The sequence below is a fragment of the Rhizobium sp. 05N430 genome, from assembly GCF_056396985.1.
This window is the reverse complement of the sequence record NZ_JBFTMO010000001.1, coordinates 421,312-445,646: the sequence shown is the minus strand read 5'-3', so window position 1 is coordinate 445,646 and position 24,335 is coordinate 421,312. Positions and strand designations below refer to the sequence as shown.

The 24,335-nt window shown below is 61.5% G+C and carries 28 protein-coding genes and 1 tRNA gene; 12 read left to right on the top strand and 17 right to left on the bottom strand.

All coding sequences use genetic code 11. The features are described from left to right. Positions 1-17 precede the first annotated feature (17 nt). The 3 genes from AC1DJO_RS02230 to AC1DJO_RS02220 form a co-directional block, all read right to left on the bottom strand. A complete protein-coding gene (locus tag AC1DJO_RS02230; protein ID WP_477968775.1) occupies positions 18-569 on the bottom strand; it encodes a DUF924 family protein in 552 nt (183 codons plus the stop codon). 13 nt (positions 570-582) lie between these two features. After that, entirely contained in the window at positions 583-1,638 is a 1,056-nt protein-coding gene (locus AC1DJO_RS02225) for a sensor histidine kinase (protein WP_477968773.1), read from the bottom strand. A 272-nt stretch (positions 1,639-1,910) separates the two neighbouring features. Then, positions 1,911-3,347: an MFS transporter gene (locus AC1DJO_RS02220; RefSeq protein WP_477968771.1), complete on the bottom strand. Its 1,437-nt coding sequence runs from the start codon at positions 3,345-3,347 to the stop codon at positions 1,911-1,913. Between the two features lie 227 nt (positions 3,348-3,574). Between AC1DJO_RS02220 and AC1DJO_RS02215 the strand changes: the two genes are divergently transcribed. The 4 genes from AC1DJO_RS02215 to AC1DJO_RS02200 all read left to right on the top strand — a co-directional run bounded on the left by AC1DJO_RS02215 (position 3,575) and on the right by AC1DJO_RS02200 (position 5,465). Next, a complete protein-coding gene (locus tag AC1DJO_RS02215; RefSeq protein WP_112387080.1) occupies positions 3,575-3,835 on the top strand; it encodes a hypothetical protein in 261 nt (86 codons plus the stop codon). Positions 3,836-3,933: 98 nt separating this feature from the next. Continuing rightward, positions 3,934-4,869: a DMT family transporter gene (locus AC1DJO_RS02210; protein ID WP_112387079.1), complete on the top strand. Its 936-nt coding sequence runs from the start codon at positions 3,934-3,936 to the stop codon at positions 4,867-4,869. 70 nt (positions 4,870-4,939) lie between these two features. Then, complete coding sequence (locus AC1DJO_RS02205) at positions 4,940-5,170, top strand: hypothetical protein (protein ID WP_477968769.1); 231 nt, start codon at positions 4,940-4,942, stop codon at positions 5,168-5,170. A 58-nt stretch (positions 5,171-5,228) separates the two neighbouring features. Beyond that, on the top strand, positions 5,229-5,465 hold the full coding sequence (locus AC1DJO_RS02200) for a hypothetical protein (RefSeq protein ID WP_112515970.1): 237 nt from the start codon (positions 5,229-5,231) through the stop codon (positions 5,463-5,465). Positions 5,466-5,480: 15 nt separating this feature from the next. Here AC1DJO_RS02200 and AC1DJO_RS02195 read toward each other — a convergent pair whose 3' ends face one another. After that, complete coding sequence (locus tag AC1DJO_RS02195) at positions 5,481-5,669, bottom strand: hypothetical protein (RefSeq protein ID WP_112537685.1); 189 nt, start codon at positions 5,667-5,669, stop codon at positions 5,481-5,483. Between the two features lie 311 nt (positions 5,670-5,980). On the opposite strand from AC1DJO_RS02195, the gene AC1DJO_RS02190 reads away from it, so the two are divergent. Next, positions 5,981-6,385 (top strand): hypothetical protein, encoded by a 405-nt coding sequence (locus tag AC1DJO_RS02190; protein WP_477968767.1) that lies wholly within the window; start codon positions 5,981-5,983, stop codon positions 6,383-6,385. A 45-nt stretch (positions 6,386-6,430) separates the two neighbouring features. Here AC1DJO_RS02190 and AC1DJO_RS02185 read toward each other — a convergent pair whose 3' ends face one another. Next, positions 6,431-6,586: an entericidin gene (locus AC1DJO_RS02185; RefSeq protein WP_112387074.1), complete on the bottom strand. Its 156-nt coding sequence runs from the start codon at positions 6,584-6,586 to the stop codon at positions 6,431-6,433. Positions 6,587-6,837: 251 nt separating this feature from the next. Here AC1DJO_RS02185 and AC1DJO_RS02180 point away from each other — a divergent pair, with 251 nt between their 5' ends. The 3 genes from AC1DJO_RS02180 to AC1DJO_RS02170 all read left to right on the top strand — a co-directional run bounded on the left by AC1DJO_RS02180 (position 6,838) and on the right by AC1DJO_RS02170 (position 8,220). After that, positions 6,838-7,044 (top strand): hypothetical protein, encoded by a 207-nt coding sequence (locus AC1DJO_RS02180; protein WP_112387073.1) that lies wholly within the window; start codon positions 6,838-6,840, stop codon positions 7,042-7,044. A gap of 92 nt (positions 7,045-7,136) precedes the next feature. Then, on the top strand, positions 7,137-7,853 hold the full coding sequence (locus AC1DJO_RS02175; protein ID WP_477968765.1) for a YoaK family protein: 717 nt from the start codon (positions 7,137-7,139) through the stop codon (positions 7,851-7,853). Positions 7,854-7,911: 58 nt separating this feature from the next. Then, positions 7,912-8,220 (top strand): hypothetical protein, encoded by a 309-nt coding sequence (locus AC1DJO_RS02170; RefSeq protein WP_477968763.1) that lies wholly within the window; start codon positions 7,912-7,914, stop codon positions 8,218-8,220. Between the two features lie 90 nt (positions 8,221-8,310). Here AC1DJO_RS02170 and AC1DJO_RS02165 read toward each other — a convergent pair. The 7 genes from AC1DJO_RS02165 to AC1DJO_RS02135 all read right to left on the bottom strand — a co-directional run bounded on the left by AC1DJO_RS02165 (position 8,311) and on the right by AC1DJO_RS02135 (position 15,143). Then, a tRNA-Lys gene (locus AC1DJO_RS02165) sits at positions 8,311-8,386 on the bottom strand. 146 nt (positions 8,387-8,532) lie between these two features. After that, positions 8,533-9,447 (bottom strand): PhzF family phenazine biosynthesis protein, encoded by a 915-nt coding sequence (locus AC1DJO_RS02160; protein WP_112515965.1) that lies wholly within the window; start codon positions 9,445-9,447, stop codon positions 8,533-8,535. A 65-nt stretch (positions 9,448-9,512) separates the two neighbouring features. Further along, complete coding sequence (locus tag AC1DJO_RS02155; RefSeq protein ID WP_477968761.1) at positions 9,513-10,259, bottom strand: NUDIX hydrolase; 747 nt, start codon at positions 10,257-10,259, stop codon at positions 9,513-9,515. Beyond that, a complete protein-coding gene (locus AC1DJO_RS02150) occupies positions 10,256-11,365 on the bottom strand; it encodes an endonuclease/exonuclease/phosphatase family protein (protein WP_477968759.1) in 1,110 nt (369 codons plus the stop codon). The genes AC1DJO_RS02155 and AC1DJO_RS02150 overlap by 4 nt, the downstream gene beginning before the upstream one ends. Positions 11,366-11,435: 70 nt before the next feature. Then, the gene (locus AC1DJO_RS02145; RefSeq protein ID WP_477968757.1) at positions 11,436-12,464 is read right to left on the bottom strand and encodes an ABC transporter ATP-binding protein; all 1,029 of its coding nucleotides are present in this window, start codon (positions 12,462-12,464) and stop codon (positions 11,436-11,438) included. Continuing rightward, entirely contained in the window at positions 12,452-14,146 is a 1,695-nt protein-coding gene (locus AC1DJO_RS02140; protein WP_477968755.1) for an ABC transporter permease, read from the bottom strand. The genes AC1DJO_RS02145 and AC1DJO_RS02140 overlap by 13 nt, the downstream gene beginning before the upstream one ends. Before the next feature lie 16 nt (positions 14,147-14,162). Beyond that, a complete protein-coding gene (locus tag AC1DJO_RS02135; RefSeq protein ID WP_477968753.1) occupies positions 14,163-15,143 on the bottom strand; it encodes an ABC transporter substrate-binding protein in 981 nt (326 codons plus the stop codon). Positions 15,144-15,321: 178 nt separating this feature from the next. Between AC1DJO_RS02135 and AC1DJO_RS02130 the strand changes: the two genes are divergently transcribed. After that, a complete protein-coding gene (locus AC1DJO_RS02130; protein WP_477968751.1) occupies positions 15,322-16,380 on the top strand; it encodes an aldo/keto reductase in 1,059 nt (352 codons plus the stop codon). 55 nt (positions 16,381-16,435) lie between these two features. Here the strand turns inward: AC1DJO_RS02130 and AC1DJO_RS02125 are convergent, their stop codons facing one another. Continuing rightward, complete coding sequence (locus AC1DJO_RS02125) at positions 16,436-16,882, bottom strand: GNAT family N-acetyltransferase (RefSeq protein ID WP_477968749.1); 447 nt, start codon at positions 16,880-16,882, stop codon at positions 16,436-16,438. Between the two features lie 132 nt (positions 16,883-17,014). Next, complete coding sequence (locus AC1DJO_RS02120; RefSeq protein WP_477968747.1) at positions 17,015-18,238, bottom strand: aminotransferase-like domain-containing protein; 1,224 nt, start codon at positions 18,236-18,238, stop codon at positions 17,015-17,017. Between the two features lie 283 nt (positions 18,239-18,521). Here AC1DJO_RS02120 and AC1DJO_RS02115 point away from each other — a divergent pair, with 283 nt between their 5' ends. After that, complete coding sequence (locus AC1DJO_RS02115; protein WP_112515956.1) at positions 18,522-19,622, top strand: branched-chain amino acid aminotransferase; 1,101 nt, start codon at positions 18,522-18,524, stop codon at positions 19,620-19,622. Positions 19,623-19,701: 79 nt separating this feature from the next. Continuing rightward, entirely contained in the window at positions 19,702-20,289 is a 588-nt protein-coding gene (locus AC1DJO_RS02110; protein ID WP_477968745.1) for a class I SAM-dependent DNA methyltransferase, read from the top strand. A 54-nt stretch (positions 20,290-20,343) separates the two neighbouring features. Here the strand turns inward: AC1DJO_RS02110 and ilvC are convergent, their stop codons facing one another. The 3 genes from ilvC to AC1DJO_RS02095 form a co-directional block, all read right to left on the bottom strand. Then, on the bottom strand, positions 20,344-21,363 hold the full coding sequence (ilvC, locus tag AC1DJO_RS02105; protein WP_112387060.1) for a ketol-acid reductoisomerase: 1,020 nt from the start codon (positions 21,361-21,363) through the stop codon (positions 20,344-20,346). Positions 21,364-21,414: 51 nt separating this feature from the next. Beyond that, positions 21,415-22,080: a TetR/AcrR family transcriptional regulator gene (locus AC1DJO_RS02100; RefSeq protein WP_310294738.1), complete on the bottom strand. Its 666-nt coding sequence runs from the start codon at positions 22,078-22,080 to the stop codon at positions 21,415-21,417. Positions 22,081-22,176: 96 nt separating this feature from the next. Beyond that, positions 22,177-23,085 carry an AraC family transcriptional regulator gene (locus AC1DJO_RS02095; protein ID WP_477968743.1) on the bottom strand — a complete coding sequence of 303 codons (909 nt, stop codon included), beginning with the start codon at positions 23,083-23,085 and terminating at the stop codon, positions 22,177-22,179. A gap of 190 nt (positions 23,086-23,275) precedes the next feature. Between AC1DJO_RS02095 and AC1DJO_RS02090 the strand changes: the two genes are divergently transcribed. After that, positions 23,276-24,322: an NAD(P)-dependent alcohol dehydrogenase gene (locus AC1DJO_RS02090; RefSeq protein ID WP_477940074.1), complete on the top strand. Its 1,047-nt coding sequence runs from the start codon at positions 23,276-23,278 to the stop codon at positions 24,320-24,322. The last annotated feature ends 13 nt before the right edge of the window (positions 24,323-24,335 follow it).

Genomic DNA, 24,335 nt, shown 5'->3' with positions numbered 1-24,335 from the left:
GAAGTCGAAATCCGCCGTTAGAAGCCTGCGCCGGGCTTTGCCAGATACGCAAGTTCTGCCGCGCTGGAATCGCGCCCGACAATGGGGTTCCGATGCGGGAAGCGTCCGTAAGCAGCAATCACCTCCCGGTGACGCCGGGCATAATCTGCATATTCCTCATCGCCGAGAGCCGCAAACAGCGCCACCGAGCGATCCTGCTCTGCCAGCACCTCGGAATGCTCGAACGGCATGTAGACGAAACAGCGATGCGCCGCGTCGATCGCCATGTCGGCGCCCGCATCGACGGCAAGCTTCGCTTCGCGCAGTGCCAGAGGATCAGTGGCAAAAGCGAGCGGCGTCGCTCTATAGATATTCCGCGGAAACTGGTCGAGCACGATGATTGCCGCCAGCCGCTGCTCCGGGCTCGCCCGCCATGTTTCCACGGCACCTCCTGCCAGAGCCAGATGCGTGTCGCGAAACCGCGCCGTGATTTCCGAGTCCAGCTCCGGGGACGAGCGGAACCATTGATCGCGTCCGCATTCCTCCAGCCAGAAACGCAAAACCTCATCGGGCGTACAGATCGCTGCCAATACGGCCTCCAGCTCAGTTGATCGAAAAGACGAGCGTAGCCCGGGTGCCGCAATGCTGGCGGTCGTAACCGAGCTCGGATTTCAGACTTGCGGCCATTGCCGTCAGGATCTTCGTGCCGAGACCGGTTCCCTTGGCCGGGCTTGCATCGTCGAACCCTGCCCCGTCGTCCTCGACGATCACGGAAAGCTGGCCATCCGTATGGTCGATGATGACGCGAACCTCGCCCTCGACGCCGTCGCCATAGGCATATTTGAAGGCGTTGGTCACCAGCTCGCTAACGATCAAGCCGAGCGTGATCACCTTGTCGGTGGCGAGATTGACTGCCTGGGCCGTCAGCACCACGCGATGCGGCCGCTTGTCGTCACGCATCGACGCTTCGAGCTCGCTGAGCAGGCTGCCGAGATACTCATCGATCTGAACGGTGCCGACCTGCCGGTTGGTATAGAGGCGGCGGTGCACGCTGGCGATCGCGTTGATGCGCATCTGCGTTTCCTGCAGCGCGTCGATCGCCACCTGATCCGTCGTCACCGAAGACTGCATGCGGATCAGCGCGCCGACGAGCCCAAGACTGTTGGCGATACGGTGGTTGACCTCGGCGAGCAGCATTTCCGCGTGGTCGCGCTGCTGGCGGATAACCTCCTGCGCATGCGCCGTGTCGCGGCGGAACCGTGCCCGCTCCAGCCCCTGCTCGAGAGCCGCCGCCAGAAGGTCGAAATAGTCGTGTGAGATTCCCTTCAGCACATAGTCGTCGGCGCCGGCCTTCAGGGCCGCGACGGCAACGCTGGTATCTCCTGAAGCCGTTGCATAAATGACCGGCGGATGATCCGGCAGCTCCATCAGCTTCGGCAAAATGTCGAGCCCGGTCTCGGCCTTCAGGAAATGGTCCAGAATGACGGCATCGATTGCACCTTCGGCGACCCGCTTCAGGCCCGTAGCGCCGTCTTCGGCCCATTCGACGGTGAAGCCGCGCCGCGACAGATTCCGGCGCATGAGCACAGCCAGCGCTTCATCGTCGTCGATGTAGAGGATACGGATCGTCTTCTCCGTATCGCCTTTGACCTCACCCATTCCGCCTCCGGACTCTGCCGCGCAGAAACGTGGCAGCCTGTCGGCCGAATCGTCTGCTCCCGATTGTGGTATTGCATCGATCATCGCGCGTAAACAGCGGCAAATCCTCCGCTTCCCGGCAACTGAATCGACTGTCCGATTTCAAACGAACTCATCCGGCAATAAGACCTCAGCCTCCCGGAAAAACCGGCAGAAGCGCAATATATGAAAGGTAAAACTCAGGAAGACACACTCACCCGCGCTGAAAACGCCTGCGGGCGGAAATGGTTCCATCACTTTTCCAGTTTTTTCACATAACGGCGGTGGCGCGAAACCTCGGCCCCTGCATTATCGGGAAGCTTGATGAAACGCAGGCAGGCGATCACACCGATGATACCAATGGTCAGAAACGCCCAGCGGAAATCCGCAAGCTCGGGACGCAACGCGCCGCGGCTTGCAGCCGAGATGTTGAGGGCGGCAGCAGCGACCGCCACGCCAAGTAGCATCGACACCTGCTGCAGCATGCTCGACAGGGTCGACGCAGAACTGCGCTGCGCTGCATGGATATCGGAGAAAGATAGCGTGTTGAGCGCAGTAAACTCCATCGACCGCGAAAGCCCGGCAATGAAGAGAACCGCATAGATCAGCAGCGTCGATGTATTCTCGCCGAAAAATCCGCAGGCGATGATCGAGCCCGAGGCGATGAGACCGTTGACGACAAGGACGGTACGGAACCCGAAGATCGCCAGCAACGGCGTCGTCACCGTCTTCATGCCGAGATTGCCAAGGAAATAGACCAGCAGATAGGCGCCCGCCGCAATCGAACTCATGCCGAAACCCAATTGAAACAGCAGCGGCAGCAGGAACGGCGTCGCATTGATGGCGACCCGGCAGGCCGTACCCGCCGACAGCGTCGAGAGGGCAAACGTCTGCACTTTGAAGGCCGACAGGTCGAGCAGCGGATTGGGCACTTTCAGGAAATGTCGCGTCGCAAGATAGGAAAACAGCACGCCACCGCCAAACATCGCCGCGACGGGCAGCAGCCCGCCGTTCCATTTCACTGACAACTCAAGTGCCGCCAGCAGCAGCGTCAGCCCTGCAGCACTCAGCACGAAGCCCAGGACATCGAGCCGCCCGGCCTCCTCTTCTCGCTGTTCGGGAACGAAGCGCAGCACCAGCGCGAGACCGATCAGGCCGATCGGAATATTGATGAGAAAATTCCAGTGCCAGCTGGCATAGGTGGTGATGAAGCCGCCAAGCACCGGGCCGACGACCGGTGCCGTCAGCGCCGGCCAGGTGATCAACGCGATCGCCTGGACGAGCTCCGATTTCCGGGCGTTCTTCAGGACGATGATCCGTCCGACAGGCGTCATCAGGGCACTGCCTGCGCCCTGGATCGCCCGGGCAACGATGAATTCGCCCAAGGTGCTCGAAAGACCGCAAAACAGCGACGCCGCAGTGAACACGGCGATCGAGATCAGGAACACCCGCCGGGCGCCAAAGCGGTCGCCGAGCCAGCCGGACAGCGGAATGAAGGCCGACATGGTCAGCATGTAGACGGTGATGCCGATGCTCATCGAGACAGGCTGCACGCCAAAACTCGCCGCCATCTGCGGCAGCGAGGTCGCGACGATGGTGCCGTCGAGGATCTGCATGAAGAAGGACACGGCGACGACGAGCGCCACGATCTTCGCCTGGCGTGCGCTGGCGGCTTCGTTAGTGTCTGTCATGTCCGCCGGGGTCATCGAGTGGCCAATGCGATTGCAATTCCGTAGCACCGGCATGAAGCAGCCGAAAAGGCCAGCCGGCAGGGCGATGACAGTGCATACGCCGGTTATCGGATACCGGAAAGGCCAAATCTTGCATCATCTGACGGTTCGCTTGGCACAAAACGCCTCGCCGCACGTTCTTCGATCGTAAGGGCAATTCGCCACTTTTTTCGATTGAGGACATTTTCATGACGCCGGAAGACAGACGCACCGTTTTCAGCAACCGTAAGATTGAAGCCGTCGTTGAAGGAATGACCCAGGATGACGGCACAGACAATCCGATCACCGGCAAATCGCTTGGGGATGCCATTCTCTTCGTCGTCGAGCAGGCGGCCACCGATGCATCGAGCGTCCATATCATCTATGGCGGCAAGGGCACGCTCAGCTATACGGATTGCCTGAGCATCTATCGCGAATACGGAGCGCAGCTGCGCAGCGAGGCAAGCTGACCGGGTACCGCATGGCAGCTATTCGCGGTCACCCCTGCCCGCGCCTGCTTTTCTTGCGTATGTGAGGGTGCGATCCCTCTCAAACGCGATTCTATATCATGCCCTCTTCTGCCTCGCCGCTCCGCGGCGTTCTCGTCGCGTTCGCGGCTTACGCCGTTTTTGCCTTCAGCGACGCTTCCATCAAGATCCTGCACGGCGCCATCCCCGCCTATCAGATCGCCTTCCTCGGCTGCGCTTTCGGTCTCGTCGTCATGCCGTTCATCAAGTCCAGGGACGACAGCTGGTTCGACATGGTCAAGACGTCGAACCGCACGCTCTGGATGCTGCGTTTCGTCTGCGGTGCCGTCGGCGCCATCGCCTCGATCATCACCTTCACCAAGCTGCCGATGGCCGAGGCCTTCTGCCTGCTCTTCCTGCTTCCTTCCTTCGTCACCATCCTGTCGGTCATCTTCCTCAAGGAAGATGTCCGCTGGCAGCGCTGGACCGCCGTCGTCGTCGGCTTCATCGGCGTGCTGATCGTTCTTCGCCCGGGATTCCGCGAATTGTCGGTCGGTCATCTGGCGGCCGCGATCGGCGGCCTCAGCGCGGCGATCTCGATCGTGATCCTGCGCGCCATGGGGCCGGCCGAAAAGCGGCTCTCCCTCTACGGCGCCGGTCTTCTTGGAACATTGACGGTCAGCGGCCTGCTGATGATCTCCAACATTGCTGTGCCGACCGCGCAGGAATGGTTCTTCATTGCCAGCTACGGCATACTCGGGGCGATCGGCAACGTGCTGCTGATGAGCGCCGCCCGCCTGGCGCCGGCCAGCCTCGTCGCCCCGCCGCAATACAGCCAGATGATCTGGGCAATCGCCTTCGGCTACCTGATCTTCGACGACGCCATAGACCTGCCGATGGCAGGCGGCATCGCGCTGATTATCTGCTCCGGACTGCTGACGCTGATCCGCGAACGCAAGCGCGGCACTCCGCTGCCGACGGCCGTGGTATCGACCGACAATCAGGCGCCCGCCGTCACCACGGCAGCAACCGACTGAGCCGTTTTGAGGCTCCGTAAAGGGAACAATCCCGGCAGCGGCCTGTTCCCCATAAAACAACGGAGGCTTCATGGCTGACACAAAACCAGACGAGGGCCGGCAACCCTCGATTTCCCCGGCAGAGGAAGAACAGCGTATCTACGCGGCGGAGCGCCGCAGCTGGCTGATCTGGACCTTCGGGATCGCCGGCGCCATCGTCGCGGTCATCATCGCCGGAACGGTGGCGATTTCGCCTTGGCCGGATCCGGCAACCACAGGCTCGACGCCGAAACCACAGCATATCGAGGCGCCGGCGCCGTGAACGGCTTTCCCGGCGCGGATTTCGTCTGTATGACCGGCTCAGTTGAAGAGGATAGCAGATGGCCGCACGCGACCGTTTTTCGAAGAAGCTCACTTGCCCGCAATGCGGCAACAGCGGTATCGCGGAAGTCTCGGAAGACGATCACCCGACCCGCAAGCACCCGGCTTTCCTGGTCGATGAAATGCCGCGCGGATTCTTCGAGGAAAAGGCCTCCAATTTTCAGGAGACCTATATCATCCGCTGCGAATGCGCCCGGAAATTCCCCTTCCGGGCATTGACTGAAAAGACTGCCTGACGTCGGAGAAAGCGCTCAGGCAAGCCCGAGCGGCATTTCTGCAACCTTGCGGCCCGGACCGTAGTCGCGCTCATGCGAGGAACGGTAGCGCCCGTCGCGGCGAGTGCTCACATCGATGCGCTGGCTGTCGAAAAGGCCATCCGCATAGGTACCGGTATCCTCGCTCTGGACTTCCGATTTTGCGGCAAAAATTTTAAAGATCATCGTTTCCTCCAGTTCGCTGCCTTAACGGCAAGCAGCTCGCTTCCGTTCCACCCTAACGCCCATATAGTTAAAAAATTAACCATAACCCGGCGAGAAATTTCCACTCCCCAGGGCTGGCCTGTCGCTGGCCGTGCCCTACCTCATTCCTGGCGATGGAGATCGCTTTTACTCTCACTTCCCCAGCTACCCCCGCTTCGGCGGGGTTTCTTTTCCCTCGAAGAAAAAATAGGGCGAGACCACTAACAAAGCATGGATTTTCCCATGCCGGAACAGGTGGTATTCTTGCTGTGGGTTAACAGAGGGAAAATGTCATGCCGCGCTTAGCAGAACTGTACTTCAAGACTGCCGTTATCTTCTTCATCATCGGTATATCGATCGGACTGAAGATGGCGATATCGGAAGATCACACCGTCATCGGCGCCCATGCGCACTGTAATCTCTTGGGTTGGGTCAGCATGGCGCTGTTCGGCGGCTACTATGCGCTCAATCCGAAGAAGGCAGAACGGCGGATCGCGGTGATTCAATATTATGTCTATACACTGGGCGTCGCGATCATGGTCCCGGCGCTCTACATGATGCTCGAAGGCAACATGGCGATGGAGCCGCTGGTGGCGGTCTCCTCGCTGATCGTCTTCGCCGGCGTGCTGCTGTTTGCTTTCGTCATCTTTTCGCCGAAAGACAGCGTCGCCACACCGACGCCGCAGCCGCTGCGCTAGCCGCATCCGGCACCAGCATCAGGCGCCGTTCGCCAGCGGACGGCGCTATTTCTTCGCGCCTGCAGACAGCACGCGATGCGTGGCATTGTCCATCGCGTGGCTCGCGTCCTGGCCGTCACGCTTCAGGCCCCAGGCGGTATTTCCGCAGGATGCAAGCAAGAGAGCGGAAAGGCAGACGAAAGCGAGAGAAAATTTCGGCATTGATATCCCCTGTGTCAAAACTGGCAATGGGATGAAGATGTTACCAAGCTCGCCGAAATCAATAGCCGCGGCAGGCACGCGCCGCTTTATTCAACGCGGCCGTGAAAAGGCCTGTGTCACGGCCATGTCACGCGAAATCCTCAGCGGCGGATGTTACAAGAATAACGAGGCGTCTGTTTTGCGTTATGCCTCCTGTTCGTAGGCCCGCCTCACCCCAAAAGCGGCGGGCCTCTCCACCTTCGGGATCCGACATGTTCAAGAGATTGGCCAAGTTCCTGAATCCGCCACCGCCGAACAGCTATATCTGGCACGAATGCACGCCACCCTACCCGCCGCACAGCACCATCGACGGCGCCTTCACGCGCGACGGCCAGCCGACATGGCGCCGGATCACCGCTGATGGCTGGGAGTACCGCCAGGACGGCGAAACCGCAGCCCTCCACCGCCTCTCCGCCTGAGGCCGCCACCGGCTATTTCTAGCAGCTTGCGCTACAGCGAGACTCACGGCTGACTGCGGCAATCGCAAAGCCGTTCAGCGAGCCGTCTGCACATGCTGGTCCATGAAGGCGAAAGCCGGACATCGAAGATCGATCTGCTTCTTGCAACCGCCCTCGCCTTCGTCGCTGGCGGCGTCAACAGTGCCGGATATCTGGCCTTCGGCTATTTCTCGGCGAACATGACCGGCAACGTCTCGATGATCTCCGATCATCTGTCCATCCGTGAACTCAACGCTGCCATCGCCTTTGCGACCATCGTCGTGATGTTCATCCTCGGCGCCTTCTGCGCCTCGCTGTTTATCGAGATTGGCAGGCAACGGCGGCTTTCGAACATCTATGCGCTGACTCTTTTGGCCGAATCCGCCCTGCTGATGGGCGTCGGCCTCTATACCGCTTCATCGGCCGCCGGCGGCATCACCATTGCCGGCCTGCTCGGCTTCACAATGGGCATCCAGAACGCCGCCTCGACGCGCATATCAGGCAGCCGGGTGCGCACCACCCATGTCTCCGGCATCGCAACCGATATCGGTGTCGGCCTTGCGCTTCTGATCGGCAACAGCGCCGCATCCGACCGGGCGCAGACCGTCCGCCGCCTGAGCCTGCACGGCACCACGATCCTTTCCTTCCTGCTGGGCGGCATCGCTGGCGTGCTTGGCTACAAGCTGGCAGGCGGGATGGTCTTCTGTGTCTTCGCAGTCATCCTGCTGGCTCTGTGTGCCCGCTATCTGCGCAGCCGCACGGCAGCGGGCTTGCCGGGGACGAAAACATAACCATCTGATTGGGATGAGGCTGCTTCAGAGCGATCAGCGGCCCGAACTGGAGGCTAGAATGAAGATCCTGATTGCCGCGCTTGCCGTAGCCGCCCTCTTGCCATCGGCAGCCCTTGCGCTCGACGCGATCGAGGTCAAGGCGCGCGACCATTCTTGCGAGGAACTGGCAAAGATCATCCGCCAGAACCCGGCGGTCTTCGTCCGGATCGGCATCGGCGGCCGCAGTTTCCGCCACCCGCCGTCGCAGTGCCGGCTGGGCGACAAGTGGGCAACCACGAGCCTCAGAGACGCCACGGGCAAGCAATGCGTGCTCGACTATGCCTGCGTCTACGATCCGGAATCTTTCTACAACAAATTCCCGCACTGACAGCCGCAGACGCATGGCCGAAGAAACGAAAAAGCGGCCTTTCGGCCGCCTGCGTCATCAGCGATATATCTAATCTTTTCAAAGAGAAGATGGTGGGTGATGTAGGGCTCGAACCTACGACCCGCTGATTAAGAGTCAGCTGCTCTACCAACTGAGCTAATCACCCGTTCCCTAGCGTTTCCGCCGGTGTCCCGTGCATCTCTGCGCGGTGTGAGGGGGCGTATAAACAGGATATTCGACCTTGTCTAGCGCCCCTGGAAAAATTCTTCGATTAATTCGGAGATTTTTCTGCATGGCTGAAATGCAATGAAATCAAAGGTCGAGCGAACCCGTTGCCAGACGCACTGCCTGGCCGCCGATCCGGGCATTCGAGATCGCCCCGCCCTCCACATCCATGTGAAGATGGATCACCGAGGGCCGCCCCATTTCCACACCCTGCTCGACGGTGATCGGGTGATGGCCATCGGGCAGCCGGTCGAAATGATGGATCGCGCCCGACAATGCGGCGACCGCGGAGCCCGTCGCCGGGTCTTCGGTGATCCCCATTCCGCTCGCAAACATCCGGGCATGGAACCTCGCCGAATGGTTCGGCCCGCCACGGCAATAGATATAGGCGGACGCCAAGGCCCCATCGACGAAGGGCACGGTCTTTTCCCAAAGCTGCGGGTCGAACTCCATGCGCTTGGCCGCGCCGATATCGTGGATCGGCACCAGCAGGAACGGCACGCCGGCGCTCCAGATGCAGGGCACATGATTCTCGAAGCCGATCTCGGTCACCTTCAGCGACAGCGCGTTGGCGATCCCGAGCTTTTCGAGCGGCATGCTGATCTGCTGCGATTTGCGCGGCAGGTCGAACTCGGCGAAGCTCGCCTCGCCCTCGCGCAGCTTCACGGCACAGCGCACCGGGCCGACATTCTCCTCTAGCACGCAGACGAGATCGAGCGCCCCATCCTTGCCATGTGTCCGCTCGGCCAGCGCGATCGCGGTGCCGACGGTCGGGTGACCGGCAAACGGCAGTTCGCGCCCCGGCGTGAAGATGCGGATCCTGGCGCTGTAAGCCGGATTCGTTGCCTTCTGGATGAAGACGGTTTCGGAAAGATTGGTCTCACGGGCGATCGATTGCATCGCCTCATCGCTCAAGTCCTCGCCGTCGAAGATGACGGCCAGCGGATTGCCGGCGAGCTTGCGGTCGGTGAACACGTCATAGACGCTGTAGCTGCGCGCCACATCGGCCTCCTTGAATCGGTCATCGAAGGCTCAACCTGCCCGACCGGCGAAACGAGTGCAAGATATTAGGTTTCGATTGGATTACCGAAATACCAATCGATCACGGGGAACATCGCGACGTTATAGGGAAAGGCGGCGTGATCGGCCGAACGGATGGCGACGGCACCGGCGATTTCCTTGTCCTCGGCAACAAGCATATGGGCCGCGATCCTCTCGACGATTTCGTCGGCGGTCAGATCGAAACGGAACATCCGGAAGATCGTCACCGTACGCCTGAAATGGCTGGCATAGTAGCGTTGGCCCGGCGTCGAATCGGCAAGGTCGAGGCCGGTTTCCTCCAGTACCTCGCGGCGCATGTTGAATTCGACGTCGCAGACACCGGATACGATATCCTCGGGCTCCAGCGAACCGGCGGCGAAATAGACCTGGCCGGGATTGGCGGTATGCGCCCCCATGCGGATCGCCACCAGCGCGCCGTCGGCGCTTTCAAGGACAGGATAGGCGAAGAGATGCATGCCGCCCATGCGATCCTGCTGGCGGCGCCAGTACATGAAGGTCGAGAAGGGTATGATATATCCCTGCCCCTGTAGCCCCTCCTCCCCGAATGCCAACTGGCGCTGAAACACCATTCGCCCGTCGAACAGCGCCGGATTGGCCTCGACTTCAGCCTTCCAGTTCGCGGCGATCTCGTCTCGTCTCGATTCGCGGTAGGGATGCTCGCCATCGAGCACCCGAAGGTTCAGCGCGGCGACGGGAAATACGGTCTGCTCCGGCGGCCAGCCGGCAAAATCCTCGGAAAATATGGAATTCATTTCAGATCCAATGTCATGACTACGGGGCAATGGTCGGATGCTTTCGGCCGGTCCCAGCCGGTGCGCGGATAGCGCTCCACCTCCTGGCCCGGCGGAAACACCGTGCGGAAGGGCTGGCCGTTGCGGATGATCTCGGGCTTCCGCCCGCTATTGGCGGCGGAAAGCGCTGGCGAGAGCCAGATATAGTCGAGCTGGCAAAGCCACTGCTCCTGCGGGCCGCGCGCGTGGTAGAGCGTCCAGCGATCGATCGGGTCGCGGCGGCGCATGACATTTTCGGCAAACCCGTCATGGCTGAAGGCGTCGAGCGCGCTTTCCGTCTCGTCGCGATGCTCGAAACGGTAGCCGGTCCGCCGGCTTCCGATCACATCGACGCGCTCCTGATAATCATTCATGTCGCCGCAGATGGCGAAATTCTTCGAGGCTGTCGCGCCCGCGCCGAATCGATCCTCGATGATCCTCCGCACCGCCCTCACTTCGGCCCGCCGCACCGGCATCGTCGATTGCCGGCCATCGAGGCCATCGCGCGGACTGCCCATCGATTTGAAATGTACGACATAGAGCGTGAAAGGCACGCCGCCGATCAGAAGGTCGAGCTCCAGGCAATCGCGCTTGAACACCTTGTCGTCGATATGTCCATGCGCCGCCAGTGTCTCGTCGAACAGGCCGAGCTCGCGATAGGTCACCATCGCGTGGCTCTTGATCTCGCGGAGCTCGATCTTCTGGCCGTCGCGGGTCTCCTCGCGCATCAGCACGGCGACGTCGATGCCGCGGCTGTCGTTGCCCTCGACAAGATATTTCTGCCGGTAGCCATTGCCGACCATGCGGAACAGATAGCCGTATTCGAAGGCCTGCAGCGCCGCCATGTTGTCGATTTCCTGCAGGCAGAGGATATCGGCGTCGGCATCGGCAATCGCGAGCGCCGTCATCTGCCGCGTGTCATCGGTGGAGGCAATCACGCGCGCCTGCTCCAGCTGCTGGTAGACACCCTCGTTGCGCACTTCGAAGAGCTGGATGACCCGGTCCTGGCGCAGCTGGTTGCGAAAGCCGGTGAAGTCGAAACGCGTCATCAGGTTTTCGACATTGAACGTGGCAAGGCGAAGCGACATCAGGCATTCCCGGTTGGCATCGCAGCCATTAGTAGAGTCGAAAATCGCGTTCGTGAAGGCCGCAAAGCGATCAGAGCCGCCAGGCCGACCGCACTGTCACCGCCAGCCGGTCGCCCGCCGAAACCGGCTGGCGGCTGAAAGCGCGCAGGATTTGCCCATCGGCCAGCGACAGCTTCAGGGCGTAGCGCTCGCCCTCGAACAGCACGGATTCGACCAGCGCAGGGATGCCTTCGCCGCCAACGCTCACATCTTCGGGGCGAACGAGGATGTCGCAGCCGGGGCCATCGGCAGCCGCACCACCAAGCGCCTCGCGCATCGCTTCCCAGTCGAGGTTTCTGGCGTCACCGGAAGGGGACTTCACGCGAAGGATCGCGCCGCGGCCGATCAATCCGCCGACCATGCGGCCCTCCGGGCGGGCATAGATTTCGGCGGGTGGCGCGACCTGCAGCAGCCGCCCTTCGGACATCACGGCGACATCGGTCGCCAGGGCCATCGCCTCGCTCTGATCATGCGTGACATAGATCATCGTCGCGCCCGAACGCTGGTGAAACTCGCGAAAGGTCTCCTCCATCTCCTGCTTCAGGTGGCGGTCGAGATTGGCCAGCGGCTCGTCGAGCAGTACGACATCCGGCGACGTCACCAGGCAGCGTGCCAGCGCCACGCGCTGCCGCTGGCCGCCCGAAAGGTCCGCGGGACGCCGCTCGGCATAGTCGCCAAGCCTGACGGTCGCCAGCGCCTCCTGCACCTTGCGGCGATAGGCATCGCCGGAGATGCCCCTGACCTTGAGTGGATAACCGGTATTGTCGGCAACGCTCATATGCGGCCACAGCGCATAGGACTGGAAGACCATCGCCATGTTGCGCTTCTCGGGCGGCAGCGATTGCGATGCATCGGCAAGGAGCCGCTCGCCGAGATGGATCGAACCGTCCGTCGGCGTCTCGAAACCGGCGATCATCCTCAGAACCGTCGTCTTGCCGCAACCGGAAGGACCGAGCAGCGCCAGGAACCCGCCCTCGCGGACGTCAAGCGACAGACCATCGACCGCCGCTCGGCCGGTGCCGAAATCCTTGCTGACATGATTGAGCGTCAGTTTCGCCACGGCACCACTCCCTTGGGCAGCCGCTTTGCCAGCAATTCCAGAAGCAGCATCATGAAGACGACCATCAGCACGACGAGCACGGACAGCGCCGAAGCGAGGTCCGAGCTGCCGCTGTCGTCGAGATTGTAGATCGCCACGCCGAGCGTCTGCGTCCCCGCCGACCAGAGCAGCGCCGAAATCGTCAGCTCGTTGCAGGCGATCAGGAAGACGAGAATGACCGAGGCACCGGCCGCAGGCGCAATCAGCGGCACGATGATATCGGCAAGCCGGCGGAAAAATCCGGCGCCCGCAAGACGCGCCGCCTCTTCCAGAGCCGGATCCAGCTGATGGAAGGCGCTGACGACGGGCTTCAGGCTGACGGCAAAGAAGCTCGACAGATAGGCGAGCAGAATGATCCAGACCGTGCCGTAAAGCGTGATGTTGAGCACCGGCAGCGGCGCAGCAAAGACGAGGATGAACGAGACGGCGACGACGATGCCGGGCAGCGAATAGGGAATTTCGATCACGCTCGAGACCGCCCGCGCCAGGAGATCGCGGCGGCGGCTCAGCGCATAGGCGGCCAAGACTGTCACCAGCAGCAGACATACCGCGGCACCTGCGGCCAGCGACAGCGAATTGACGAAGGCCGTCCGCGTCACCGCCTGCCGGAACAGGATTTCGTCGAAGGCATGGAAGGTCATGGTCTTGAAGGTCAGTGGCACGCCATAGGCAGGCACCAGCGCACCGGCGACGAGCGCGAAGAACGGCGCTGCCAGCATGAAGAACAGGATGAGCCAGAGAAGCGGCGTGAAAAAAAGTTTCCACGATCCGAGCTCGAAGGCAGCGGTCGCCCCCGACAGGCCGAGTACCCGGTAATCGCGGCCGCGCAGCGCCCGGTCCTGGATCGCCAGACCGGCGACCGAGATCAGCGCGATGATGGCCGAAAGCAGCGCGACGTCGCCGAACGTCCGGCTGGTGAAGGCGGAGAATTTCGAGAAGATCAGCGTCGGCAGCGTATAGATCGATGCCGGAATGCCGAGAATGGCAGGGATGCCGAAATTGCCGGTGCAGGAAACGAAGGATATCGCCGCACCGGCGATGACGCCGGGCAGTGACAGCGGAAGGATGACATCTCGGAACACGCGAAGGCTCGACGCACCCGATAGCCGCGCCGCCTCGACGCCATCGCGCGGCAGGCTCATCAGGCTGGCCCGCAGCGCCAGGTAAACCAGCGGCGCATGCTGGACACCGTAGAGCAGCGCGATGCCGCCAACCGAATAGAGCGGCTGAGGCGTACCGAGCGGCGGCGCGATATGAAGCGCCTTCAGAAGCGGACTGGAGGGGCCGGACATCTGCACCCAGGCAAGTGCCGTCACCTGCGGCGGGATCATCATCGGCAGCACGAAAAGGAAGCTGACGAGCCCCCTGCCGCGGATATCCGTCAGCGTCAGAACGAAGGCAAAGATGCAGCCGATGACCAGAGAAATGATGGTGCCGAGAATGGCGGTCACCAGTGTGTAATAGGTCGCGGACCAGAGCGCCGGATCGGAGAGCACCGCTGCTGCGCCGCCCTCTGCGAATGCCTCAATGCCGGCGGCAGCAAGCCGCATCAGCGGCAGGACGCTGAGAATAAGCACCACCAGAACGATAAAAGGAAACAGCCAGACTGGCTGGCTGTTTCCCGGACGAACGTAACCTTGCATCGGCGATCCGGTTCGATCAATTCGATCCGTAGATGCCCGAGAAGGTCTTCAGATCCTGATCCGTGTTCTTTAGTGCTTCAGCGGCATTGATCGGCAGCACCTTGATGCTGTCGCGTGCCGGAAAGCCTTCCGGAACCTTCATGCCGTTGCGGGCCGGAATATAGCCGAGTTTCAGGAAGCCTTCCTGGCCTTTTTCCGATAGAACGTAGTCGACGAATTTCTTCGCCGCGTCGGCATTTTTGGCACCGGCGAGAATGCCGACCGGTTCGGTCACGGCCGAAACACCCTCTTCCGGGAAGACGAATTCGACGGGCGCGCCCTTGGCCTTTTCGCGGATCGGCATGTAGTCGACGACGACGCCGTAAGCCTTCTCGCCCGAAGCCACCGACTTCAGGATCGCGCCATTGCCACCGGCAGCCGTCGCACCATTGCCGGCAAGCGCCTTGTAGTAATCCCAGCCGAGGCCCGGAACGGCCGCCAACGTCTGTGCATGGATCAGCGCCGCACCGGAGGTCAGCGGGCTCGGCATGGTCACGAGGCCCTTGGCCTCGGGCTTTGCCAGATCCTTCCAGCTCGTCGGCTTCATGCCGGCCGAGGTGTTGTACATGATGCCGGTGGTGATCAGCTTGGTCGAATAGTAGTAGCCGTCGGCGTCGTAGAGCGCAGCGTCGTAGTTGACTGCTTCCGGCGACTTGTAGGCGAGCAGCTTGCCCGCTTCCTTCAGGCGCTCGAGCGTCACGGTGTCGGCGATCAGCAGCACGTCGGCAACCGGATTGCCGGCTTCGATCTCGGCCTGCAGCTTCGCCATGATCTTCGGCGTGCCGTCGCGCACCCAATCGACCTTGATATCGGGATTGGCGGCCATGAAGCCATCGACGGTCGCCTGCGCGTCCTCGTTCGGCTGGCTGGTATAGAGAACCAGATTGCCGGCATGGGCCGAAACGGAGGCAAGACCTGCCGCGATCAGCGCGGCCAGTGCGGAGAGATTCTTGTTCATGGCGATATCCCTGAGCGTGAATGTTAGCCGTTCCATAGACAGGCCGAATAACATGATTGTGACATCCGGCCAAAGATGCCGGACACGTGACATCAGCTCTGCGCTTGACCGCAGCGCGCCGGCGCTATTTTCTTGCGGCGGATTGCGTGTTTCCGTTCAAATTTTGGGAGAGAGAATTATGGAATACCGTCTGCTTGGCCGTTCCGGCCTGAAAATCTCGACAGTTACCATGGGCACCATGACCTTCGGCGGCGTCGGCTGGGCCAAGGCAACCGGCAGCCAGGACGTGGCCGAAGCAAGCCGCCTCGTCGACATGTGCCTTGATGCCGGAGTCAACCTGATCGACACCGCCGACGTCTATTCGTCCGGCGCCTCGGAGGAAATCATCGGCGAAGTGCTCGGCGGCAAGCGCAAGAGCGGCGTGATGCTCGCCACCAAGGCCCGCTTCCGCATGGGCGACGGGCCGAATGACGTCGGCTCCTCGCGCCAGCACCTGATCGAAGCTTGCGAGGCAAGCCTGCGCCGCATGAAGACCGATGTCATCGATCTCTACCAGCTGCATGAATGGGACGGTCAGACGCCGGTCGAGGAAACCATGGAAGCGCTCGATACGCTCGTGCGCCAGGGCAAGGTCCGCTATATCGGCTGCTCGAACTTCTCCGGCTGGCATATCATGAAGGCGCTCGGCGTTTCCCGCGAGCACAATTACCAGCGCTTCGTCAGCCAGCAGATCCACTATACGCTGGAAGCCCGCGATGCCGAATACGAGCTGCTGCCCGTATCCATCGACCAGGGCCTCGGCGTTCTCGTCTGGAGCCCGCTGGCTGCTGGCCTCCTTTCCGGCAAGCACCGCCGCAATCAGGCGACACCCGAGGGCACGCGCCAGTTCGCCGGCTGGCCGGAGCCGCCGATCCGCGACGAGAACCGACTGTGGAATATCGTCGATGTGCTGGTCTCGATTGCCGAAAGCCGCGGCGTCTCGGCAGCCCAGGTGGCCCTCGCCTGGCTCATCGGCCGCCGGGCGGTGACTTCAGTCGTCATCGGCGGACGCACGGAAGCGCAGTTCAAGGACAACCTCGCCGCCGCCGAACTGACGTTGACCGCCGAAGAGCGCAAGCGCCTCGACGATGTCAGCGTCCCGCCGCTGCTCTATCCCTACTGGCACCAGCGCAACACGGCGAGCGACAGGCTGAGTGAGGCCGATCTCGAACTGCTCGCCCCGCATCTCAACCCGTAATCAGAGCATGATCGGCGCCCTCGGGCGCCGATTTCCTTTGCGATCAGCGAGGCGTTTATCCGCCGAGCCCTTCAAGCGTCTTCGTGAATCTCAAGCCGGTATGTTGATACCCGCAACGTTCATAGAGGCGGTGCGCGTCTTCGCGGCGGGAGCTGGGTTTCACTGTCGCGAGGCGGGCGCCACTATCAAAGAGCCAGCGCTCGCCATGAGCAACCAACAGTCCTGCGATACCTTTGCCTCTGAAGCTTGAGGAAACGACCAGCGCTGTGATGGCGCCATCGAGATCGTCTCGATAGAGAGTGGGAATGACGGACAAGGCGATCATTCCCGCCACTGCACCATCGTCATCGGCAACGAAGATCGCATAGTCCTCGCGGTCGCTCAGCCGCTCGATTCGGGCGGCCATTTTGTCCGACATTGTCGGATAGCCCAGCTCAGCCATCAGTTTTGCCAGGTCCTCGACATCCGACGGAGTAGCACTCCTGACTTTGATCCCGCTCATCGTCTTCCCTCAACCTTCCAAATGGGCGGGAAGATGCAGCGCGAGGCGAGTCGATGCAACCGTGTATCCGATTAGGAAGCACGGCAACGAACAGTGTGAGCGGCAGGGGAGCGCTAGCCCTCGCCGTGCGCCCTAAAGTGCACCAATCTCACCGGCGACCAGTTTGCCGAGGCGGCCGATACCCTCCTCGATCATCGTATCGTTGGCGCAGGAGAAACTGAGGCGGATGGTGTTGGCGCCCGAGCCGTCGGCGAAGAAGGCCTTGCCGGGCACGAAGGCGACCCTCGTGGTCTCGATCGACTTGGCAAGTAGCGCCGCGCCATCCATGCCCTCAGGCAGGGTGATCCAGATGAACATCCCGCCCTCGGGCTTCGTCCAGCTGACGCCGGCAGGCATGTGCCGTGCAAGCGCATCAAGCATCGCATCGCGGCGATGGCCGTAGGCCGCCTTGATCTTCGCCACCTGCGCATCGAAACCACGTTCGGCAACCTCGGCAATGGCCATCTGATTGATGGTCGAGGAATGCAGGTCGGCCGCCTGTTTCATCAGCACCAGCTTGCGAATGACCTGGGTATTGGCAACGATGAAGCCGACGCGCAGACCCGGCGCGAGCGTCTTCGAGAAACTGCCGCAATAGATCGTGCGGGTAAGGTTGATATGACCCTTCCTTGCGATCTCGAGCGCCAGGATCGGCGGGATCGCCTGGCCGTCATAGCGGAGATTCTGATAGGCCGCGTCTTCGATAACCGCGACATCCAGTTCTTCGGCCAGTGCCAGTACCTTTTCGCGGCCTTCGCGATCGACGCTCTCGCCGGTCGGATTGGAGAAATCGGCGGAGAGATAGGCGAACTTCACCTTGCCGCCATGCTTTTCGGCCGCGGCGCGATAGCTGTCCGGCGTCCGGTTGCCATTGGGCGTCAGCTGGTCGTAGGCCGGCTCGTAGGCGTTGAACGCCTGCAGCGCGCCGAGATAGGTCGGCCAGGTGACCAACGCGGTATCCTTCGGCGACAGGAACAGCTTGCCGAGATAATCGAGCCCCTGCTGCGAACCCGAGACGATGAAGACGTTTTCGGTCTCGCAGGCAATACCGAGCCCGGCCATCTGCGTCACCAGCCATTCGCGCAGCGGCTTGTAGCCTTCGCTGACGGAATATTGCAGCGCCGAGTTGACCGCCGCGCCGTCGAAGATGCTGGCATAGGCAGCCTTGAATTCCCTGTCTGGAAACAGCGCCGGATCCGGAATGCCGCCGGCAAAGGAGATGATATCGGGCTGGTCGAGCAGTTTCAGCAACTCGCGGATCTCAGACGCACGCATCCGCGACGAACGCGTCGCAAACATTTCATCCCAGTTCAACATGGGGTTTCCTCGCACTGTTTTTATAATATCAGCAGATCATCACGGCCCGGAATTTATGTCAACAATGCTGACCTATTTTCTTGTCGCAGTGACAAGTTCGTACAGATTGGCATCCAGAGGGCCGGCGCACGCGGAAATCGGGCGGCATTCCCCGGACATTCGCCGCGTCCCGCCATGATTCCGCTCAGGAAATGCCGAAACTCGGTGAAACAGACCTTTCCAAAACGGGGGCGGCAGCAGTAGTGTGCCGCGCATTATTCAATGGACTACCAAGGTGCCAGCAATGACCGCGACGTCGCCCTCTCCTGAAATCACAATCGAATTCCACAAATCTCCCGTCTCCGACGCAGACCGCACCAAGGCGATCGAAACGCCGGGCTTCGGAAAGGTCTTTACCGATCACATGGTTCTGGCGAAATGGACGGCCGACAAGGGCTGGCACGACGCAAAGGTCACCGCGCGCCGCCCGCTGGAACTCGACCCGGCGAGCGCCGTGCTGCACTACGCCCAGGAAATCTTCGAGGGCATGAAGGCCTACAAGGCTGATGACGGCCGCGTACTGCTTTTCCGGCCGGAAGAAAATGCCCGCCGTTTTGCCCAGTCGGCCGCCCGCATGGCAATGCCCGCCGTGCCGGAAGAACTGTTCCTGAAGGCAGTCGAGGAGCTTGTCCGCGTCGACAAGAACTGGATCCCCACGGGTGATGCCAGCCTCTACCTTCGCCCCTTCATGTTCGCCAATGAGGCGTTCCTCGGCGTTCGCCCGGCGCAGGAATATATCTTCTGCGTCATCGCCTCACCGGTCGGCGCCTATTTCAAGGGCGGCGCCAAGGCCGTCTCGCTCTGGGTGGAGACGGAATATACCCGCGCAGCGGCCGGCGGCACCGGTGCAGCGAAGTGCGGCGGCAACTATGCAGCCAGCCTCGTGGCACAGGCAGAAGCCTCAAAGAAGGAATGCGACCAGGTCGTCTTCCTCGATGCAGCCGAACACCGCTGGGTCGAAGAACTCGGCGGCATGAACGTCTTCTTCGTCATGAACGACGGATCGGTCGTCACCCCGCCGCTCGGCGGCACGATCCTGCCCGGCATCACCCGCGCTTCTGTCATCGTGCTTGCCGAAGAAAAGGGCCTGCGCGTTGAACAGCGCCCCTATTCCTTCGCTGAATGGCAGGCTGATGCCAAGAGCGGCAAGCTCGTCGAAGCCTTCGCCTGCGGCACTGCTGCCGTTCTCGCCGGTATCGGCCTCGTCCGCCATGCCGGCGGCGAGTTCCTGGTCGGCGACGGCCAGACCGGCAAGCTGACCACCGACCTGCGCCAGCAGCTCGTCGGCCTGCAGAAGGGCACCACCAATGACGAGCGCGGCTGGACCCGCCTCATTCCGGCCTGATCAGCATTTGGCCGAAACACCAAACGTTTTGCGGAAACCGGGCCTCTCGCCCGGTTTCTTGCTTTAGGGAGCAGAGCAAGTGTCCAAAGACGAAACCTCAGCCTTCTATGACGGCAACGCCGAGACCTACGCGTCGCGCGAGCGCCGGCTTCCAACCGCAAGGCTCGACGCTTTGCTTGCAACCCTGCCATCGGGCGCGAAAATCCTCGAACTCGGCTGCGGCGGCGGGCAGGACAGCGCCTACATGCTGGAGAAAGGCTTCGACGTCACGCCGACCGACGGCTCGCCCGAGCTCGCCAGGCAGGCGGAAAAGCTGATCGGCAGGCCTGTGACGGTCATGCGCTTTCAGGATCTGGAGAATGTGAACACGTTCGACGGCGTCTGGGCCGAAGCCAGCCTGCTGCATGTTCCCCGCGCCGAACTCCCTGATGTCTTCACCCGCATTCACCGCGCGTTGAAGCCCGGCGCCCCACTGCATGCGAGCTTCAAGAGCGGCGAGGCCGAAGGCCACGACGATCTGGGCCGCTATTACAACTACCCCTCTGTCGATTGGCTGACCGAATGCCTGTCTTCACGCGGCTGGCGCGACATTGCGCTATCGGAAGCCGATGGCGGCGGATACGACGGCAAGCCGACCCGCTGGCTTTTTGTTACCGCCCGCAAATGAAAAAGGCCGGAGCTTTCGCCCTGGCCTCTCTCGCAAAATCAGTCGCAGAACCGATTAGTTGACCGACTTGTCGACCAGCTTGTTCTTGCCGATCCACGGCATCATGCCGCGCAGCTTGGCGCCGACTTCTTCGATCTGGTGGCTGTCGTTCATGCGGCGGATGCCCTTGAAGCGCGAGCCGCCTGCGCGGTATTCCTGCATCCAATCCGAGGTGAACTTGCCGGTCTGGATGTCGTGCAGAACGCGCTTCATTTCAGCCTTGGTTTCAGCCGTGATGATGCGCGGGCCGGTGACGTATTCGCCCCATTCTGCAGTGTTCGAGATCGAGTAGTTCATGTTGGCGATACCGCCTTCATAGATCAGGTCGACGATCAGCTTCACTTCGTGCAGGCATTCGAAATAAGCCATTTCAGGAGCATAGCCTGCTTCCGTCAGGGTTTCGAAACCGGCGCGGATCAGCTCGACGAGACCGCCGCAGAGAACGACCTGTTCGCCGAAGAGGTCGGTTTCGCACTCTTCGCGGAAGTTGGTTTCGATGATGCCCGAACGGCCGCCGCCGACGCCGCAGGCGTAGGAGAGAGCGAGTTCAAGAGCGTTGCCCGAAGCGTTCTGGTGAACGGCAACGAGGCAGGGAACGCCGCCGCCCTTCTGGTATTCGCCGCGAACCGTGTGACCGGGGCCCTTCGGCGCGATCATGACGATGTCGACGGATGCCTTCGGCTCGATGAGGCCGAAATGGATGTTGAGGCCGTGGGCGAAAGCGATCGCAGCGCCGTCACGGATGTTGGCGGCGATGTCGGCCTTGTAGATGTCGGCCTGGAGTTCGTCCGGGGTTGCCATCATCATCAGGTCGGCCCAGCCGGCAGCTTCGGCAACGGTCATGACCTTGAAGCCGTCGGCTTCGGCCTTCTTGATCGTCGGCGAACCGGCCTTCAGGCCGATGACGACGTTCTGTGCGCCTGAATCCTTCAGGTTCAGCGCATGGGCGCGGCCCTGCGAACCGTAGCCGATAATGGCGACCTTCTTGGACTTGATCAGGTTGAGATCGGCATCACGATCGTAATAGACGCGCATTGTAAAGTTCCTTCCCTTTTGCTTGTCGCATCGTTTGATAGAAGCGGAAAATCAGGCGAGTGCCGGCATTTCCGCGAGAACCTTCTCCGTTCCGTACAGACGCAGGAAGGCGGTGACCGCCCTCTCCGCCTGACGGGCGGTATCCTTGAGGCCCGGTTCGCCGAGCAGCATGCGCACATGCAGATCGGAGACAACAAGGCCGTAAAGCGTGTGATATGCCTCGTCGGCATCATGGAAGCGCAGAAGCCCCGCCCGCTTGCCGGCATCGATCAGCGCCATGGCGCGGCGATCGATCTGACGACGGCCGCGTTCGAGCAGAAGCTTTCCGAGCTTGGAGCCGTCGCGATGCGACTGGCCGATCGCCAGCCGGTTCAGCGCCAGCGACACGTCGCCTGCCAGAACCTCCAGCAGATCGCGCGCAAAGATGACGACGTGATCATGCAGGCTGGCCGACGTCAGGCGTTCGCCGTTGCGCTCGAAGGTTCGTACCTTGCTCGCCTGATAGGCGATCATCGCCGACAGCAGGCCGTCGCGGTCGCCGAACCACTTGTAGAGGCTTTCCTTCGAGCAGTTGGCGGCGCGCGCCACACCCGAGGTCGTCAGTGCTTTTTCTCCGCCATCGACGAGAAGCTGCAACGCCTGCTCCAGAACAGCGTTCTGACGCGGCGAAAATTCGCTGGGCTCCAAGGTTTCGACAGACACGATATGCGCTCCCAAATACGTACCGTACCGTACGGTTCGCGACGTCTTATGCCGGAGCCTATAATCGCCGTCAAGCGAAATTCGTTGCTGCAACGCATCAAAAAACAGCGGCTATTCGGCGGCCATCTGCCCGCGCATGGCGTCGATATCCTTCAGCGGCGGCAGACCGTAGAGGCGGCCATATTCGCGGCTGAATTGCGACGGGCTCTGGTAGCCGACGCGGTAGCCGGCGGTGGCGACATCCACACGCTCGGTCAAAAGCAGGCGCCGCGCCTCGTGCAGCCGCAGCTGCTTCTGATATTGCATCGGCGTCATCGCCGTCACCGCCTTGAAATGGTGATGCAATGACGAGACGCTCATGCTGACATGATCGGCCAGCGCCTCGATCCGCAACGGTTCGGCAAAATTCGTCCGCAGCCAGGCGACGGCGCGGGCAACCTTGTGGCTCTGGCTTTCCGCCAGCGTCATGTCGAGCAGCCGCGAACCGTCGGGTCCCGTCAGCAGCCGGTAGGAAATCTCCTGCTCGATCAGCGGCGCCATGGCGGCGATATCATCGGGATTGTCGAGAAGCCGCAGCAGCCGGGCCGATGCATCAATCAGCTCCGGCGGCGCCGTCTTCACGACCAGGCCGCGCGAATCCTCCGGCGACGGCGTGGCGCGCGAAACCTTGGTTCGCGGCAACAAGTCGCTCAGCTTCTCGCTGTCGATGAACAGCGTGAAGCAGAGATAGGGAAAATCGGCCGTCGCCTGCGTCACATGCGAGGCGACAGGCAGATCGAGCGACGTCAGCACATATTGCCCGGCGCCGTAGACATGCACGTCGGAGCCGACCATCAGCCGCTTGCTGCCCTGCAGGACGAGCGAGAAACTCGGCTTGTAGGCTACATGCTGCAGCCGTGTCGGACAGCTGCCCTTGAACACATGCAGGTTTTCGATCGCCGTTTCGGAATTCCCGTCCTTCTTGGCATAACGGGCAATGATCGATGTCATTTCATCGAAGGGGCCAATATGTAACGTCATAACATTACCGTTTATTTTCTTGATATTACGCCTGCGGCGCTTGCCCAAATGATGGGATGGATCGTGCTCTTGCGCAAGGAGATTTGCAGGATCGTACAAAAAGCTTGCAGGATCGCTATACCGCTTTTGATGCGACCCGGGGCATAGTCCGCCATCCCTTCCACCCTCCCTGAAATGAAGGAAACTACCCATGCCCATCGCAAAAGGCTACGCCGCTACCGATGCATCCAAGCCGCTGACGCCGTTCACCTTCGAACGCCGCGAACCCAATGCCGATGACGTCGTCATCGACATCAAGTTTGCCGGAATTTGCCATTCGGACATTCACACTGTCCGCAACGAGTGGAAGAACGCCGTTTATCCGATCGTTCCGGGCCACGAAATCGCCGGCGTCGTCACCGCCGTCGGATCCGCCGTCACCAAGTTCAAGGTCGGCGACCATGTCGGCGTCGGCTGCTTCGTCGATAGCTGCGTCGGCTGCGCCAGCCGCGATGTCGACAACGAGCAGTACATGCCCGGCCTCGTCGGCACCTACAACAGCGTCGAAGCCGACGGCAAGACGGCGACCCAGGGCGGCTATTCCGACTCGATCGTCGTCAAGGAAGGCTACGTCCTGTCGATCCCGGAAAACCTGCCGCTCGACGCTTCCGCGCCGCTGCTCTGCGCCGGTATTACGCTCTACTCGCCGCTGAAGCACTGGAATGCCGGCCCGGGCAAGAAGGTCGCAATCGTCGGCATGGGCGGTCTCGGCCATATGGGCGTGAAGATCGGCGCCGCCATGGGCGCTGACATCACCGTGCTCTCGCAGTCGCTGTCGAAGAAGGAAGACGGCCTGAAGCTCGGCGCTAAGGAATATTACGCGACGAACGATGCCGAGACTTTCAAGAAGCTTGCCGGCACCTTCGACCTGATCATCTGCACGGTCAGCGCCGAAATCGACTGGAATGCCTATCTCGGCCTGCTCAAGGTCAACGGCTCGATGGTCGTCGTCGGCGCCCCCGAGAACCCGATCCCGGTTCACGCCTTCTCGCTGATCCCGGGCCGCAAGAGCATCTCCGGGTCGATGATCGGCTCGATCAAGGAAACCCAGGAAATGCTGGATTTCTGCGGCGAGCACAACATCGTCTCGGAGATCGAGAAGATCAACATCCAGCAGGTCAACGAAGCCTACGAACGCGTTCTGAAGAGCGACGTCCGCTACCGCTTCGTCATCGACATCGCCTCGCTGGCAGCTTGATGCATGAATAAGG

What these genes read in the sequence shown, in the direction of transcription:
- AC1DJO_RS02225 (WP_477968773.1), bottom strand. Translation starts at nt 1,638, where the DNA reads ATGGGTGAGGTCAAAGGCGATACGGAGAAGACGATCCGTATCCTCTAC.
- AC1DJO_RS02220 (WP_477968771.1), bottom strand. Translation starts at nt 3,347, where the DNA reads ATGACAGACACTAACGAAGCCGCCAGCGCACGCCAGGCGAAGATCGTG.
- AC1DJO_RS02215 (WP_112387080.1), top strand. Translation starts at nt 3,575, where the DNA reads ATGACGCCGGAAGACAGACGCACCGTTTTCAGCAACCGTAAGATTGAA.
- AC1DJO_RS02210 (WP_112387079.1), top strand. Translation starts at nt 3,934, where the DNA reads ATGCCCTCTTCTGCCTCGCCGCTCCGCGGCGTTCTCGTCGCGTTCGCG.
- AC1DJO_RS02205 (WP_477968769.1), top strand. Translation starts at nt 4,940, where the DNA reads ATGGCTGACACAAAACCAGACGAGGGCCGGCAACCCTCGATTTCCCCG.
- AC1DJO_RS02200 (WP_112515970.1), top strand. Translation starts at nt 5,229, where the DNA reads ATGGCCGCACGCGACCGTTTTTCGAAGAAGCTCACTTGCCCGCAATGC.
- AC1DJO_RS02195 (WP_112537685.1), bottom strand. Translation starts at nt 5,669, where the DNA reads ATGATCTTTAAAATTTTTGCCGCAAAATCGGAAGTCCAGAGCGAGGAT.
- AC1DJO_RS02190 (WP_477968767.1), top strand. Translation starts at nt 5,981, where the DNA reads ATGCCGCGCTTAGCAGAACTGTACTTCAAGACTGCCGTTATCTTCTTC.
- AC1DJO_RS02185 (WP_112387074.1), bottom strand. Translation starts at nt 6,586, where the DNA reads ATGCCGAAATTTTCTCTCGCTTTCGTCTGCCTTTCCGCTCTCTTGCTT.
- AC1DJO_RS02180 (WP_112387073.1), top strand. Translation starts at nt 6,838, where the DNA reads ATGTTCAAGAGATTGGCCAAGTTCCTGAATCCGCCACCGCCGAACAGC.
- AC1DJO_RS02175 (WP_477968765.1), top strand. Translation starts at nt 7,137, where the DNA reads ATGCTGGTCCATGAAGGCGAAAGCCGGACATCGAAGATCGATCTGCTT.
- AC1DJO_RS02170 (WP_477968763.1), top strand. Translation starts at nt 7,912, where the DNA reads ATGAAGATCCTGATTGCCGCGCTTGCCGTAGCCGCCCTCTTGCCATCG.
- AC1DJO_RS02155 (WP_477968761.1), bottom strand. Translation starts at nt 10,259, where the DNA reads ATGAATTCCATATTTTCCGAGGATTTTGCCGGCTGGCCGCCGGAGCAG.
- AC1DJO_RS02150 (WP_477968759.1), bottom strand. Translation starts at nt 11,365, where the DNA reads ATGTCGCTTCGCCTTGCCACGTTCAATGTCGAAAACCTGATGACGCGT.
- AC1DJO_RS02140 (WP_477968755.1), bottom strand. Translation starts at nt 14,146, where the DNA reads ATGCAAGGTTACGTTCGTCCGGGAAACAGCCAGCCAGTCTGGCTGTTT.
- AC1DJO_RS02135 (WP_477968753.1), bottom strand. Translation starts at nt 15,143, where the DNA reads ATGAACAAGAATCTCTCCGCACTGGCCGCGCTGATCGCGGCAGGTCTT.
- AC1DJO_RS02130 (WP_477968751.1), top strand. Translation starts at nt 15,322, where the DNA reads ATGGAATACCGTCTGCTTGGCCGTTCCGGCCTGAAAATCTCGACAGTT.
- AC1DJO_RS02125 (WP_477968749.1), bottom strand. Translation starts at nt 16,882, where the DNA reads ATGAGCGGGATCAAAGTCAGGAGTGCTACTCCGTCGGATGTCGAGGAC.
- AC1DJO_RS02120 (WP_477968747.1), bottom strand. Translation starts at nt 18,238, where the DNA reads ATGTTGAACTGGGATGAAATGTTTGCGACGCGTTCGTCGCGGATGCGT.
- AC1DJO_RS02115 (WP_112515956.1), top strand. Translation starts at nt 18,522, where the DNA reads ATGACCGCGACGTCGCCCTCTCCTGAAATCACAATCGAATTCCACAAA.
- ilvC (WP_112387060.1), bottom strand. Translation starts at nt 21,363, where the DNA reads ATGCGCGTCTATTACGATCGTGATGCCGATCTCAACCTGATCAAGTCC.
- AC1DJO_RS02095 (WP_477968743.1), bottom strand. Translation starts at nt 23,085, where the DNA reads ATGACGTTACATATTGGCCCCTTCGATGAAATGACATCGATCATTGCC.
- AC1DJO_RS02090 (WP_477940074.1), top strand. Translation starts at nt 23,276, where the DNA reads ATGCCCATCGCAAAAGGCTACGCCGCTACCGATGCATCCAAGCCGCTG.